The sequence below is a fragment of the Microbacterium sp. B35-30 genome, assembly GCF_010634855.1.
Taxonomy (GTDB): Bacteria; Actinomycetota; Actinomycetes; order Actinomycetales; family Microbacteriaceae; genus Microbacterium.
This window is the reverse complement of sequence record NZ_MWLQ01000022.1, coordinates 49346-63406: the sequence shown is the minus strand read 5'-3', so window position 1 is coordinate 63406 and position 14061 is coordinate 49346. Positions and strand designations below refer to the sequence as shown.

Here is a 14061-nt window from a genome sequence, read left to right as displayed (position 1 = left end):
CGGCCGCCGACACCGCGAGACCGCGGGGCCGTCGGCACGGTGGCCGACGGACCCGCGGTCTCGGTGAAGCGATGCTTAGAGCGTCGCGGCGAAGGGATCGAAGCCCTCGGGCAGCAGCGGCACCGGTGCGACGGTGCTCTCGACGACGACGGTCGCGCCGGTCGCGGCGGACTCCTGGGCGGAGAGCAGGATGTCGAGCACGTGGAAACCGAGTTCGCCGGAGGCCACGTGCGGTCGCCCCTCGGCGATCGCACGCACCATGTCGAGCGCGCCGAGACCACGCCCGACCACGACATCCTCGTGCGCGATCTCGATCCACTCCTGCTCGAACGACATGCCGTCACGGATCACACCCAACGGCTTGACGTACGCGATGCGACCCGTGAACTGGTTCGGGTCGGGGATCACGATGGTGCCCTCGGTGCCGTGGATCTCGACGACGCCATGACGCTCGAGCGCGGAATCGAAGCTCAGCAGGCTCTGCGCCTGCGCACCCTGCTCGAACGCGGTGATGATCTGGATCGTCGACGGCACCTCGACGACGAACGTGGTCCCCGCGTTCGGGCCGGTGTGGATCTGACGCTCTTCGCGTGCCTTCGTACCGACGGCCGCGACCCGGTCGACGGGGCCGAGCAGGCTCACGAGCGCCGAGAAGTAGTACGGCCCCATGTCGAGAAGCGGTCCCGCACCGTCGGCGAACAGGAAGGCCGGACTCGGGTGCCAGAGGTCCGGTCCCTGCGTCTGGAAGGTCGTCAACGCGAACAGCGGACGGCCGATGAGTCCGTCCTCGATCGCCCGCCGTGCGGCCTGGAAGCCGGGGCCGAGCAGCGTGTCTGGGGCGGAGCCGACCCGCAGGCCGGCGTCCTCCGCCTCGCGCAGCAGCAGGGCGGCGCCGTTGCGGTCGAGGCCCAGCGGCTTCTCGGTCCACACGTGCTTGCCGGCGGCGATGGCCGCGCGCGAGACCTCGACGTGCACTGCGGGGATCGTGAGGTTCACGACGAGATCGACGCCCGGGTGGGCGAGGACGTCTTCGGCCGACCCGAACGCGGGGACGCCGTACTTCTCGGCCTGCGCCTGCGCGCGGTCGAGCAGCAGGTCGCCGACGATGAGCACCTCCACGTCCGGGAAGGACGACAGGTTCGCGAGATAGGTGTCGCTGATGACACCCACGCCGATGATGCCGACGCCGACCGCGCTCATCGGGCGAACCCGCCCTCGATGAGGAAGGCGTAGCTCGCCGCGATGTCGGCGAAGACGTCTTCGCCGGGGTTGTTGTCGTACTCGATGACGGCGTACTTGAGGGCGGATGCCGCACGCAGCGCGTCCGCGAGGGGCACGTCTCCGCCGCCGGCCTGGCGCTGGTCGAGGGCGTCTGAGCCGAACTCGCCGGCACCCGGGGCGAACGGGTTGCTCGCTGGGGCGATGCCGTCCTTCACGTGCACCGCGACGAGGCGGTTCCCGAGCCGCGACACGAGGGCCGGGACATCCTGACCGCCGACGAGCGCCCAGTACAGGTCGAGCTCGAGCACGACGCGCTCGTCGGTGAGGGAGACGAAGCGTTCGTAAGCGGTCTGACCGTCGAAGTCCGCCACGAACTCCTGCGCGTGGTTGTGGTAGCCGACCTCGAGGCCGAACTCGGCCGCCTTGTCGACGAGCACGTTCAGGCGGTCGGCGATGTCGGTGACGCCCTCCAGCGTGAACCAGCGCTCCGGCGTGACGAACGGGTCGATGACGGTCTTCAGACCGACCTTTGCGGCCGCCTCGAAGACCACCTCGGGGGCGGGCGTGGGGATCGATCCGTCGGGAGTCCAGAGCTCATCCGACAGCAGCGGTGCGTGGCCGGTGGGCGAGACGAGCCCCGACGCGTCCAGCGCGGCGCGGATCTCGTCGGGGCGACGCACGAAGTCGAACGCCTCGACGTTGCGCAGTCCGATCGCGGCGAGCTTGTCGAGCGATCCCTTCATGTCTGCGGTGAACTCCGCAGCGAGTGTGTAGAGCTGAACCGAGGTTTCTGGCAGGGCCACGTCGACCTTCCTTTCGTACGCAGAGCGGGGCATCCGATGTCGCCCGCAGTCAGAGTAGCAGAAACCTCCACCTGGAAGTTATGCGCTTCGACGACCGAGCACGACGAATCCGGATGCCGCGGTCATCGGCATCCGGATTCCACGCGGTCAGCGCCACTCACCGTGATCCCCGGCTGTCAGCCCTCCCGGCGTGAGGCGTCGCTCCCCGGCGAGTCCGCGAGGTCCTTCGTCTCGGTCTTCAGGATGCGCACCGACTGGCCGACGCCCTTGGCGAGCGCCGGAAGCCGCGCAGCCCCGAAGATCAGCAGGATGACGACGAGCAGCAGGATCAGGTGCATTCCGCTGATGTTCGCGAGCATGCTCACTCCCCCATCAGATGTGGTCGCCGACGAGGGCGAGGTTCTGGATCGCGGCCAGGCCGTACTGGGCGCTGGCATTCGTGCTGAACGGTGCCTCATCCACCGGATTGAGCACTGCGGGTCCGTCGACGCGCGTCGCCGTGAACGCCAGGCTCTCGGGGTAGCCAGCGTGCCCGGTGCGGAACTCGCGCCACGCGCGCTGGGCCAGGGTGACGTCGCCGAGCTGGTGCGCCGCGTACGCCGTCGCCCGCGAGTACGCCTGGCGCAGGTTCTGACTCCCCCACGAGACACCGGTGGCCTCCCGCTGTTCCGCGGACGTGCCGTTGTAGAGGCGGCAGTAGGTCACCCACTGCTCGGTCACCTCCGGGTCGTCGATGAGCTCGATCAGCTCGGTCATGAGCTCGATCAGACCGAAGACCGAGCCGAGCGAGCCCACCGAGACGCTCTGCTCGCTCGGTCCGCTGAAGGTGCCGTCCGCCAGGTTGTACCGGATGCTGCCACCCTGTGCCCATCCGTTCGGAAGGGCCGCGATCGTCTTCGCCCCGTTGATCAGCTTCGTCTGTGCGACGGGGTCGCCGTTGCGCTCCCATTCCGCGAGCCACGCCAGCGCGAGAGCACCCCAGTCGGTCGTGGTGCCCACCGCGAGGGCGTCGGGCTGCGGGTTGTACACGTCCGTGCGGATCTTCCGGATCGGGTCGAGCACCATGAAGGTCTTGTCGGCGTCGACGAGGTCGCGCATCAGGTCGCCGACGCGCTCGTCGGCGGTGAGGAAGTAGTAGAAGCGGCGATATCCGGCGTTGCTGATGCGCTGCTGCTTCGCACTGTCGCCCCAGTGCATGATTCCGTGCCGGGTGCCCAGGTCGCGGTACTTGCCCAGGTGGTAGACGTCGACTTCGCCGGTGTGCCGCGTCATCGCCTCGGCGAAGCGGAAGGCCGTGGCATCCCCCGTCCGCAGGTAGTGGTACCAGAGCCACATGTCGGTGCTGAGCTCGGAGTTGTCCCACGCGTAGCCGCCGATGTCGTAGCGCCAGACGTGACGGTCGCGGTCGTATTCGTGGATGACGTCGCCGTAGTCCCAGAAGCCGTACCAGGAGCGCTGGTCGACCTGCTGGACGTAGTGCTGGTGCATGAAGGCGAGCTTGTCCTCGATGGCGACCTTCGCGAGATTCGACCGGTCCACCGGCGCCCACGAACCGAACACGCCCGCGGAGTGGTTGTGTTCGGGAGAGCTCACCAGCAGCGGCGGCGTCGAGTTGGCGTCGGCGAGCGCACTGAAGTCCGCACCCGTCGGGGTGGCGCCCAGGGCCCAGAAGCTCAGCTCGGTGGTGCGGGCTGTGCCGTACGGCGACCCGAAGCCCGGCTCGTAGTCCTCGTAGGTGATCTCGAGGGCGTCGAGCTGCTCGGGGAAGGTGTCCTGCCCCAGGCCGTCGTGGTAGAACCGCAGGTCCATCGCGTCGGCCTTCGGCGACCACATCCACGTCGTTGCGGTCGCGACGTCGGTGCCCGCGCCCGAGATCTCGAGCTCGGTGGGGTGCAGCTGCCAGAAGTTGCGCATGCCGAACGCCAGGCCACCGGCGGGACTGCCCACGTACGCGAGACCGCGTGCCCGCTTGCCGGAGTCGACGCGGATCCAGGAGTGCCCCGACGAGGTGCGCTTGCGGATCTCGAAGCCCTGCGCCGTCAGCTGGCTGAGGCTGTAGTCGCCCCACGCGGGGATCCACTGGAGCCGGCTCGTCACGCGCTGGTCCCACGTCGCCGGATCCGGCGTCCACGTGCCGGCGATCTGCGCGTTGCGCGCCGCTGCGCCCGGATCGCGCCGGAGGCCGGTGATGCCCCGGACCGCTTCGCCGAGGACGCCGGCGCCTTCGCCCGCGAACCGGATGTGCCGGTCGTGCAGCTGTGTCGACAGCGGCACCGAGAAGCGGAAGCCGAGGCCGGTGATGAAGTCGGCGTTCTCGTCGCCGTCGAAGACGAAGGTGTGCACGACGCGGACGCCATCCGACCCGGCGTACAGGTAGAAGCGGACGTCGAACGGCAGCCAGCTGCGGTTTCCCTTCCGATGGCTGCCGGTGACCCTCACCACCGCACGGACCGGGCCCGCCTGCTCGACCTTCACCTCCGACACCTCGCTCTTGAACCATTCGCGGGCGACCTTCTCGGCGCCGTCGGTGTCGGGGCCGTCCTGTCGCGAGGCCACCAGGCGGCCGTCCTGCGCGATGACCGCGTCGCCGCGCCGGATGGCCGCGATGAGGTTCGGCCCCTGCTTCGGGAACTCGACGCGGACGACGCCGGTGTCGACGATCACCCGGCCCGGGTTGTCGTCGATCGTGATGGCGGATGCCGGTGCCGCGGGCGTGCCCGGTTGCAGCGTGTAGCCGGCGGCCCGGCCGGAGGCACCGCTGACGGCGTGAGCCGTCCACTTCACGGACCCGTCGGGCCACCACCCCGTCGGCCAGCTCTGGACCGGCACGGACTCGCCGGTCTCGGAGACCAGCGCGAAGGCCTGATCCGGGCTGAGCGCGCCGCGCGGCCACGGCACGCCCCACGTCGAGCCGGCCACGAGCTGGGCGGGGGTTCCGCCTTCCAGCCAGCGGAGCGGGATCGGGCCGTGCCCGGTCAGGGCCTGAGCGACGGGCTGCCCGAAGGCGCCGCGCACGACGGGCGCTCCGTGGGCGGCGGCGGGGGATGCCGACGTGAACGCCGCCGCGACCCCGGCGGCGACCGTCGACTGCAGCAGTGTTCGACGACTGATGTCCATGGCGATGACTCCTCGATGAATCCGCGGAGCCGTCGCTGGCCCCGACCGACACCGAAACTAGGCGCGCCCGTCGGCCGCGCTGATCAATCGGACAAAATCGGTCATCCCAGCGCGGCGAACGTCCGTGCGGCCACTTCCCGCCCGCGGGCGAAGGCGGCATCCGCGTCGCCGAGGGCGGCGATGACGCCTTCCTCCCCGATCACGACCGGAAGCCCGCCGTGGGCACGGTAGAGGGTGAGCTCCTGCCGGACGCAGCGGGCGATGGCCCTGCCGCGGGGCGCCACGACGAAGATCACGCGCGGCCGCTGTCCACGCAGCATCCTCACCAGGTCCGCACCCCGCTCGGCGTCGAGGCGGGAAGCGGTCACCGAGACGGCGTAGCCCTCGACGTCCGCCTGCGCGTAGACGCCCGCCGCGATCTGCATCGCAGCGGGATCCCGCAGCGAGTCGACCACGACCATCGCGGCGTTGGACGGGCGACCCGCCGTGGCCTGTGCGCGGAGGTCGACGACGTACCCGAGTCGCGCAGCCGCTTCGCGCACGCGCGACTCGTTCTCAGGCAGGACGCGCCGCGCAGAGCCGTTGAGCACCCGCGAGGCGGTCGACTGCGACACACCGGCTGCGCGCGCGACGTCCTCGAGCGTCACTTCGGCCGCCGCCGGCGACGGCCGATCGTCAGTGGGAACGGGCGACGACCGCACGGGCAGCGAGGACGAGCATTCCGGGCACGAGGACGACGAGCGGCGCGAACATCCAGACGACGACCCCCGTGAGGGCGAGAGCGAGCAGTAGCAGCAGCGAGCCCGTGAGGTCGCGCGCCGATTCGCCGGCAGCATCGCGGATGAGCGCGCTCCAGGACGAAGACGGCATCCAGCGCGCCGTCGCCCGCAGGAGGACGACCGCAGCCCCCGCACCGAGCAGGCCGGACGCCCAGCGGAACGCCGCGCCTCCCGGCATCGCGGAGATCAGCGGACTGGTGAGCGTCACCGAGATCGCCGCGAATCCGGCGGCCGCGATGAGACCCCACAGCCAGCCGCGCCGGAGCGCCCGGAGGAAGTCGCGTCCGAGCTCGGCCAGCGAGTCCGTCTCGCCCTCGACGTGGCGCCGGAAATGCGCCGCACCGGCGGCCAGGGCGGGGAGCGCCGTGACGGCGGGAATCGCGAGCACGGCGACCGCGAGGCTGACGACGATCGTCTCGGAGAAGAGGGCGAGGCCCCGGCTCGACATCACCCCGGCGATGCGCCGCACCCCGGTGGGCGCCGTCCGTCTGCCGGCGGCGGGCGGGACGGTCCTGGTGGAGGTCATGGGATCAGCCCTTCAGCCCCTGTGTGGCGACACCGTCGACGAGGTACCGCTGGAAGATGAGGAAGAACAGGAAGACCGGGATCAGGGCCAGCACCGCCATCGCCATCTGCCCGCCGTAGTCGGCCGACGAGCTCTGATCGACGAACAGCCGCAGCGCGATCGGAAGCGTGTAGAGATCCGGGTCCTTCAGGTACAGCAGGGGACCGAAGAAGTCGTTCCACGTCCAGATGAACGTGAAGATCGCGCTCGTCACCAGCGCGGGCTTCAGCAGCGGCAGCATGATCGACCAGAAGGTGCGGTAGTGGCCGGCACCGTCGATGCGGGCCGCCTCGTCGAGCTCGCGCGGAAGGCCCCTCATGAACTGCACCATGAGGAAGACGAAGAACGCCTCCGTCGCGAGGAACTTTCCGAGCAGGAGGGGCGTGAACGTGTTCACCATCCCGAACGCGTTGAACATGATGTACTGCGGGATGATCACGACGTGGAACGGCAGGAGCAGCGTCCCGATCATCAGGCCGAAGTACGCGGCGCGACCCGGGAAGTCGATCCGCGCGAAGGCGTACGCGGCGAGCGCGGACGACAGGACGACCCCGACCACCGACAGTACGGCGAGGATCGTGGAGTTCTGGAAGAAGGTCCAGAACGAGACGCCGCCGATCCCGCTGAGAGCCGTCTCGTAGTTCGCCGTCGTGAGCTCGCGCGGCAGAAGCTGGGCGTTGCCGACGATCTGCGACGACGGCTTGAAGGTCGACAGCAGCATCCACGCCACGGGGTACAGGATGACGACGAGGATCGCCAGCACGACGACGTGGAAGACCAGCTCCTTGAGCGTCCAGCGGCGCCGGTCACGGGAGCGGCGTCGGCCGCGATCGGTGGTCACGAGCAGCTGCGTCGCACTCATCGTCCTTCATCTCCTGCGTAGTGGACCCAGAGTTTGGAGCTGCGGAAGAAGATCACCGTGATGAAGGCGATCACGAGCACCAGGATCCAGGCCATGGCCGATGCGTAACCCATCTGGAAGTCGCGGAACCCGCGGAAGTACAGATACAGCGTGTAGAAGAGCGTCGAGCGTGCGGGCCCGCCTGTCCCGCCCGAGATGATGAACGCGGAGGCGAACACCTGGAAGGCGTTGATCGTCTCGAGCAGCAGATTGAAGAAGATGACCGGCGACAGCATCGGGATCGTGATCGCGCGGAACTTCCGGATCGGTCCGGCCCCGTCGACGGATGCCGCTTCATACAGCTCGTGGGGCACCTGCTTGAGACCGGCGAGGAAGATCACCATGGGCGCGCCGAACTGCCACACGGCGAGCAGGATGAGCATCGGCATGGTCTTGTCCGGATCGCCGACCCAGCCGCCGGCCGGGAAGCCGAAGAACTGCTGGATGCTGTCGACCGGTCCATCATCGATGAACATGGCCTTCCAGACGACGGCGATCGACACGGATGCCCCGACCAGCGAGGGCAGGTAGAACGCCGACCGATAGAACCCGCTGCCGCGGAACGCTGCGTTCAGGATGAGCGCGACACCGAGCGCCGCCGCGAGCTTGAGGGGCGTACCGACGAGCACGTAGATAGCCGTGACCTTCCAGGCCTGCAGGTAGTCGGGGTCGCTCCACAGCCGCACGAAGTTGTCGAAGCCGACCCACTGGGGCGGGCTGAACAGGTTGTAGTCGGTGAAGGCGAGGTACAGCGATGCCACCATCGGCCCTGCCGTCAGCACGAGGAAGCCGATGAGCCAGGGCGCCAGGAAGACGTACCCAGCGCGGATGTCCTCCCACCGCCGTCGGTGCCGGCGTGGCGCCGGAGGGGGTGTCAGCTGTTCCGGCGGTGCCGGTGGAGCGAGTGTGTCGACGGTCATGGCGTTGCCTCTCCCGGATGGCGCGGGCGGCGTGCATCCGTGCACGCCGCCCGCGTCGCGGTCACTTCAGTGCGTTCTCAGCCTCGGCGAACCAGCGCTCGGCGGCCTCGGCGGGCGTGGCCGCCCCATAGGCGACGTCCTGGCTGATCGCCACGAACGTCTGCTCGAGCGTGCCCAGCCCCTGAACGGCGGGCGGTGCCTGACCGTCGAGCTTGTCGGCCACCGACTCCTGGTACGCGAGGATCTGCTCGTCCAGCCCGCTGGCCTCGATGCCCTCGGCCGCGGTCGCGGAGGCCGGCACGCCCCGCGACATTCCGAAGATCGCGCCGACCTCCGGATCGTTCACCAGGAAGTCGATGAACGCGGCCGCCTGTGCCGGGTGCTCGCTGTTGGTGCCGATCGACAGCATGAGCCCGGGCTTGAGGAACATGCCGGTGTTGTCTTCGTCGTCGTACGGCGGCATCGCGAGCGAGAGCTCCGGCGCCGCCGGGCCCTCGCTGAAGCGGGGGAGGAAGTTCGCCCAGCTGATGTCGCTCGCGATCTCGGCCGCGCCGAGCGCGTCGACGCCCTCGAACTGGGCCTGCCGCTCCGCCGGCATCGCACCGCCCGACTCGTGGATCGTGGCGCTGCGCGACCACCAATCGACCAGATCCTTCTGCTCGAAGCCGAGCTCACCGTCGTCGATGAACGACAGCCCCTGCTGTCCGAGCCAGATCTGGAACAGCCAGAAGTACTGGGTGTAGTCCAGCGACCCGTACACCACCGGATCGCCGGAGGCGCCGGCGGCCGACACCTCCGCCAGGAAGTCGTCGTACTCGTCCCACGTCAGCTGGCCCTCGGGCACCTCCACGCCCAGCTCCTCGAGCAGCGGGCCGTTGAAGAGCGTCGCGAGCGTGCTGCTCGAGGATGCGAGGCCGAAGATCTGGTCGTCGACGGCGCCCGCCTCGACGAGCGACGTCTCGATGCCGTCGGTCGCGATGGTGTCGCCGAGGTACTCGTCGAGGGGCAGCACATGGCCGAACCCGCCGTACTCGGCGAGGTAGGCGAGGTCCATCTGGAACACGTCGGGAAGGGTGCGGCTCGCAGCCTCGGTGTTGCGCGCCGTCCAGTAGTCGCCGAAGCCGGCGAAGCTGGTCTGGATGGTGATGTTGGGGTTCTGCTCCTCGAAGAGGTCGATCGCCGCCTCGTACCGCTCTGCGCGGCTGGCATCGCCCCACCATGCGAAGTTGAGGGTGACCTCCTCGTCCGGGTCTGCCGTAGCCGCCGGCTCGGCGCCTCCGCCGGAACAGCCGGTGAGGACAGCGAGGCTGCCGACCGCGAGGAGAGCCCCCGCGGTGAGTGCGCCTCGCCGTGCCGTGGACCTGGCGGCACTGGTGATTGCTCGGGTTGTCATCGGAGCCTCCTTGCTCGTTGCCTCTCGTCGCCCACCCGGCGGAAGAGCACCGGGGGCTGTGCAGAGACAATGTAGGTCGGCGTGGCGACCGGTCGTGCCCAAGCGGACAAAACCGATCAGGCACTCGCTCCACACGACTCGCGGACGGTCAGGCGCGGCAGCATCGTGATGTGCCGGGCCGCGCTGGCGCTCCTGTCGGGTGCCGCGATCCGCTCGGTCAGGATCCGCATCGCCTCGTGGCCGAGATCGCGCCCGGGCGGCGTGACGCTGGTCAGCGGAACCATCGCGAGTCCCGCGGTGTCGTCGTCGAAGGCGACGACCGCGAGGTCGTCGGGCACCCGGATGCCGCGATCCATCGCCAGCTCCACCAGCCGAGCGGCATGCACGTCGGTGTGCACGAGCGCGGCCGTCGTCCCCGCCGTGCGACAGGCCTCGAGGAACGCCACGAGTGCGGCGTCGAGCGGATCGCCGTCGCCTTCGCCCTTGGGCAGGGCCACCGACGGTGCCTCGTCGAGTCCCAGCCGCGTCACCGCGGCGAGATATCCGTCGCGCACCAGCGGGGCCGTGGGGGTGCGGTCGAAGAGTGCCAGTCCCACCGCCGCATGACCCAGCCGCGCGAGATGCTCCACCGCGAGCTCGGCGCCGCGCTCGTGGTCGGTGCGAGCACTGTCGTAGACGGCGAGGGAGGTGGATTCCAGCCGCCGTTCCAGGAACACGACCGGCACGGGGATGGTGCTCACCCACTCCGCCAGCTCGGCCTCGGTGCGGTTGCGCATCGTCGGCGCGAAGACGATTCCGGCCACGCCGATCTCGATCAGGCGTTCGACCTGCCGCTGCTCGAGATCCTCCCGGTACTGCGAGGTCGCGAGCACCACGCGCGTCCGGACGCCGTGGGATGCGGCATCCATTCCCCGCACGATCTGGGGATAGTGGCTGACGGAACCCGGGACCACCACGCCGACGTTCGTGCGCGCGGCCTGCGGGATCGCGGGAGCGCCGACGGCGATCGCACCGCCGTGGACCCGGGCGAGCTTGCCCGACTTCTCGAGCTCCACGATGTCGCGGCGCACCGTGACCTGCGAGACGCCGAGCTCTGCGGCGACGTCGGCGGCGCTCACGCTGCCGTGCAGTGCCACCTGCCGCAGCAGATGCTCGTGGCGCGTCCTCGGCAGCGAGTTGTGTCCTGTCATGGTGCGAAGTCCGTTCGTCGCAGTCTGTTTCGATTGGCCGATCCTGATCGGAATTGTCCGAAAGAGCCGATGGCTACAGGATCGTAATGCACGATCGACGCGTGACGATGACGTACGGGGAACCCGAAGTGGCGACGACGACAGGACGAGGCCGCTGGCAGGCTCTCGCGGACCGACTGCTCGAGAGCGTCGCCCCGTACGCGTCCCCGAGCGGCTCGCTCATCGTGCTGCCGGGCCCGGCCAGCGCCTCCGGGCGGTGGAGCGACGGACTCGAGGGGTTCGCTCGCACCGGCCTGCTCGCCGCTTTCCGCACGCGCGGCGCGGACGGCGACGACCCGGCGCACCTGATCGAGCGCTACGCACGCGGCCTCGCGGCCGGAACCGACCCCTCGCACGCGGAGCGCTGGCCCTCGATCGCGGAGCGGCGACAGGCGGTGCCCGAGGCGGCATCCGTGGCGATCCTGCTGTCGGAGACCCGGCCGTGGCTCTGGGAGCGGCTGGACCCGGCGGTGCAGGAGCGCACGGTGGACTGGCTCGCCGGAGTGGTCGGGACCAGCGGCTACACGAACAACTGGACGTGGTTCCAGACGGTGATCGAGACCTTCCTGCAGTCGGTCGGGGGCCCGTGGCGCCAGGACGACCTGGATCGCAGCACCGAGATCCAGGAGAGCCTCTATCGCGGCGACGGCTGGTACTCGGACGGCGCCGGACCGGACGGCTCGCAGCAGAACTTCGACCACTACGCGGGCTGGGCGTGGCACGTGTACCCGCTCTTCCAGGCGCGCATCCTCGGTGCGGACCTCCCGCAGATCCACCGCGAGCGCCTGCGCGCGTTCCTCGACCAGGCCCGGGATCTCGTGGGGGGCACCGGCGCTCCCCTCTTCCAGGGCCGCTCACTCACCTATCGCTTCGCCACACTCGCCCCGTTCTGGGCGGGGGCGATCGCCGGCCAGACGCCGCTGCCGACGGGAGGCACTCGAGTGCTCGCCGATGCGGTCCTCGACCACTTCGTGGAGGGCGGAGCGATCGACGAGCGCGGGCTGCTCTCGATCGGCTGGCACCGGGAGTTCCGCGCGCTGCGCCAGGCGTACACGGGTTCGTCGTCGACCTACTGGGCGAGCAAGGGGATGATGGGCCTCCTACTGCCCGAACAGCACCCCGAGTGGTCTGCTGCGGCGGAGCGGTCTGCTGCGGCGGAGCGGTCTGCTGCGGCGGAGCGGTCTGGTGCGGCGGAGCGGTCTGGTGCGCCGGACGCCCCCGAACCGACCGAGTCGGTGAGCGTGCGCTCCTTCTCGGCGCCGGGCTGGCTGGTGGTGCGCTCCGAGGCCGACGGCATCTCGCGCGTGCTCAATCACGGCTCCGACGGGTTCCGCGGCCCCGCGGGCGGGGTGCGCGCCGACAACCCCTTCTACCACCGGCTGGGGTACTCGACGGCGACCTCCCCCGATCTGTCGCTGAGCGGCGTCGCCGAGCCTCTCGAATCGCACGTCGCACTGCTCGATGCCGCCGGAGCGCCCTCCCACCGCGACCGCATCGAGCGGGTGCACCTCGGCGACCGCGTCGCGGTCTCCCGCTCGCGGGTGCACTGGCTGGACACCCCCGCCACGGCAGGCGCCGCCGCCGACGTCGCGGGGTGGGCCGCGCTTCGACGTGGGCCGCGCGTCACCGTGGCGTCGGTCGTGCACGGAGTCCGGGAGCTCAGGCTGGCATGGTGGAACGCCGTGGCGCCCGCCCCGCAGCCGTCGGCGATCGACGACCTCGACGCGGCGTGGCCCGAAGCCGAGGGACCCTGGTCCTTCCGCATCGGCGGCTGGGCGCTGCCCGTGCACGACGAGCGATGGAGCGCGACGGCGGCTTCCACGGCGACCCGCGAAGACGGCGTGACGTCGGCCGTCATCGGAGTGCGCGGCTTGGACCGGCACGGCATCGCCCACCGGACCGGCGGCGACCCTTTCGCCGAGGGCTCCGTCACGCCGTGGGCCCGTGGCACCGTGCCCGCCGCCGAAGGCGACGTCGTCGCAGCACTCGTGGCGCTCGGCGCGGAGAGCACCCTCGATCTGAACGCGCTGCCATTGATCGAGATCGCGGCGGATCGCATCACGGTGCGCTGGAGTGACGGTGTCGTCGATGTCGTGCCGACCGGCGGGGTGCGTGCGTGAACCCGGAGTCGCGCCCGCAGGCGCTGCTCGCGATGGAGTCGCCGCAGCTCGCGGCAGACCTCTTCGGCACCCGCGCACGCCGCGACCTCGACCGCGTCGTCGCCGTGCACGAGTCGGTGCTGACTCCCGGCCTCCCCGCCGTTCCGGCGTCGACCGCCGATACCGAGATCCTCATCACCGGCTGGGGCGCCCCGCGACTCGACGAGGCGGTGCTCGCGAACTGGCCCCGGCTGCGTGCCGTGGTGCACGCCGCGGGGTCGGTGAAGCGACTGGTCACCGCGGCGGTCTGGGAACGCGGCATCCGCGTGTCCAGCGCCGCCGGCGCGAACGCCGTCCCCGTCGCGGAGTACACGCTCGCGACCATCCTGCTGAGCGCGAGTGACGTGCTGCGCTCCGCCCATGACTTCCGGCGCACGCAGGACATGCTCGCCGCCCGTCCGCGCGGCGACGTGGGCGCGTTCGGCATCACCGTGGGGGTGGTCGGGGCGTCGAGGATCGGCAGACGAGTGCTGGAACTGCTCCAACCCTTCGACATCGAGTGCCTGCTCGTCGATCCGTCGCTGTCCGCCGTAGACGCCGCCGAGCTCGGGGCAGAACTCGTCTCGCTGCCGGAGCTTCTCGCCCGCTCGCAGGTGGTCACGATCCACGCGCCGGCGCTGCCCGAGACGTACCGCATGATCGGCCGGGACGAGCTCGCCCTCATGGCCGACGGCTCCACCCTCATCAACACGGCGCGCGGCTCGCTCGTCGACACCGAAGCACTGGTCGACGAGCTCCGCGCCGACCGGCTTCGAGCCGTGCTTGATGTGACGGATCCCGAGCCCCTGCCGGCGGGGCATCCGCTCTTCTCCCTGCCGGGGGCGACGCTCACGCCTCACATCGCGGGGTCGATCGGCAACGAGCTGCGCCGCATCGGACACCACGTGGCGGCCGAGGTTGCGCGGTTCGTGCGGACCGGCGAGCTCGCGGACGAGGTCACGTCGCCCGATCTCGCCCGGATCGCCTGAGCGCCG

Annotated in this window: 12 protein-coding genes; 2 read left to right on the top strand and 10 right to left on the bottom strand. The window is 70.3% G+C overall.

Annotated features, from left to right (window positions below; translation table 11 throughout):
• Positions 1–75 precede the first annotated feature (75 nt).
• The 10 genes from B2K11_RS13230 to B2K11_RS13185 all read right to left on the bottom strand — a co-directional run bounded on the left by B2K11_RS13230 (position 76) and on the right by B2K11_RS13185 (position 10889).
• A complete protein-coding gene (locus B2K11_RS13230) occupies positions 76–1200 on the bottom strand; it encodes a Gfo/Idh/MocA family oxidoreductase (protein ID WP_163618753.1) in 1125 nt (374 codons plus the stop codon).
• Positions 1197–2024 carry a sugar phosphate isomerase/epimerase gene (locus B2K11_RS13225; protein ID WP_163618752.1) on the bottom strand — a complete coding sequence of 276 codons (828 nt, stop codon included), beginning with the start codon at positions 2022–2024 and terminating at the stop codon, positions 1197–1199. The genes B2K11_RS13230 and B2K11_RS13225 overlap by 4 nt, the downstream gene beginning before the upstream one ends.
• Before the next feature lie 176 nt (positions 2025–2200).
• Positions 2201–2383: a twin-arginine translocase TatA/TatE family subunit gene (gene tatA / locus B2K11_RS13220; RefSeq protein ID WP_163618751.1), complete on the bottom strand. Its 183-nt coding sequence runs from the start codon at positions 2381–2383 to the stop codon at positions 2201–2203.
• Between the two features lie 13 nt (positions 2384–2396).
• Positions 2397–5141, bottom strand: coding sequence for a Tat pathway signal sequence domain protein (locus tag B2K11_RS13215; RefSeq protein WP_163618750.1), 2745 nt, complete (start codon positions 5139–5141; stop codon positions 2397–2399).
• A gap of 101 nt (positions 5142–5242) precedes the next feature.
• Positions 5243–5788 carry a LacI family DNA-binding transcriptional regulator gene (locus B2K11_RS13210; RefSeq protein ID WP_163618749.1) on the bottom strand — a complete coding sequence of 182 codons (546 nt, stop codon included), beginning with the start codon at positions 5786–5788 and terminating at the stop codon, positions 5243–5245.
• A 28-nt stretch (positions 5789–5816) separates the two neighbouring features.
• Positions 5817–6446 (bottom strand): hypothetical protein, encoded by a 630-nt coding sequence (locus tag B2K11_RS20650; RefSeq protein ID WP_163618748.1) that lies wholly within the window; start codon positions 6444–6446, stop codon positions 5817–5819.
• A 4-nt stretch (positions 6447–6450) separates the two neighbouring features.
• Positions 6451–7347, bottom strand: coding sequence for a carbohydrate ABC transporter permease (locus B2K11_RS13200; RefSeq protein WP_163618747.1), 897 nt, complete (start codon positions 7345–7347; stop codon positions 6451–6453).
• Positions 7344–8306 carry a sugar ABC transporter permease gene (locus B2K11_RS13195; RefSeq protein ID WP_163618746.1) on the bottom strand — a complete coding sequence of 321 codons (963 nt, stop codon included), beginning with the start codon at positions 8304–8306 and terminating at the stop codon, positions 7344–7346. The genes B2K11_RS13200 and B2K11_RS13195 overlap by 4 nt, the downstream gene beginning before the upstream one ends.
• A gap of 61 nt (positions 8307–8367) precedes the next feature.
• Positions 8368–9699 carry an ABC transporter substrate-binding protein gene (locus tag B2K11_RS13190; protein ID WP_163618745.1) on the bottom strand — a complete coding sequence of 444 codons (1332 nt, stop codon included), beginning with the start codon at positions 9697–9699 and terminating at the stop codon, positions 8368–8370.
• Positions 9700–9815: 116 nt separating this feature from the next.
• Positions 9816–10889 (bottom strand): substrate-binding domain-containing protein, encoded by a 1074-nt coding sequence (locus tag B2K11_RS13185; protein ID WP_163618744.1) that lies wholly within the window; start codon positions 10887–10889, stop codon positions 9816–9818.
• Positions 10890–10996: 107 nt separating this feature from the next.
• Here B2K11_RS13185 and B2K11_RS13180 point away from each other — a divergent pair, with 107 nt between their 5' ends.
• Complete coding sequence (locus tag B2K11_RS13180; protein ID WP_163618789.1) at positions 10997–13048, top strand: DUF2264 domain-containing protein; 2052 nt, start codon at positions 10997–10999, stop codon at positions 13046–13048.
• Entirely contained in the window at positions 13045–14055 is a 1011-nt protein-coding gene (locus tag B2K11_RS13175) for a hydroxyacid dehydrogenase (protein ID WP_239526036.1), read from the top strand. The genes B2K11_RS13180 and B2K11_RS13175 overlap by 4 nt, the downstream gene beginning before the upstream one ends.
• Positions 14056–14061: the final 6 nt, after the last annotated feature.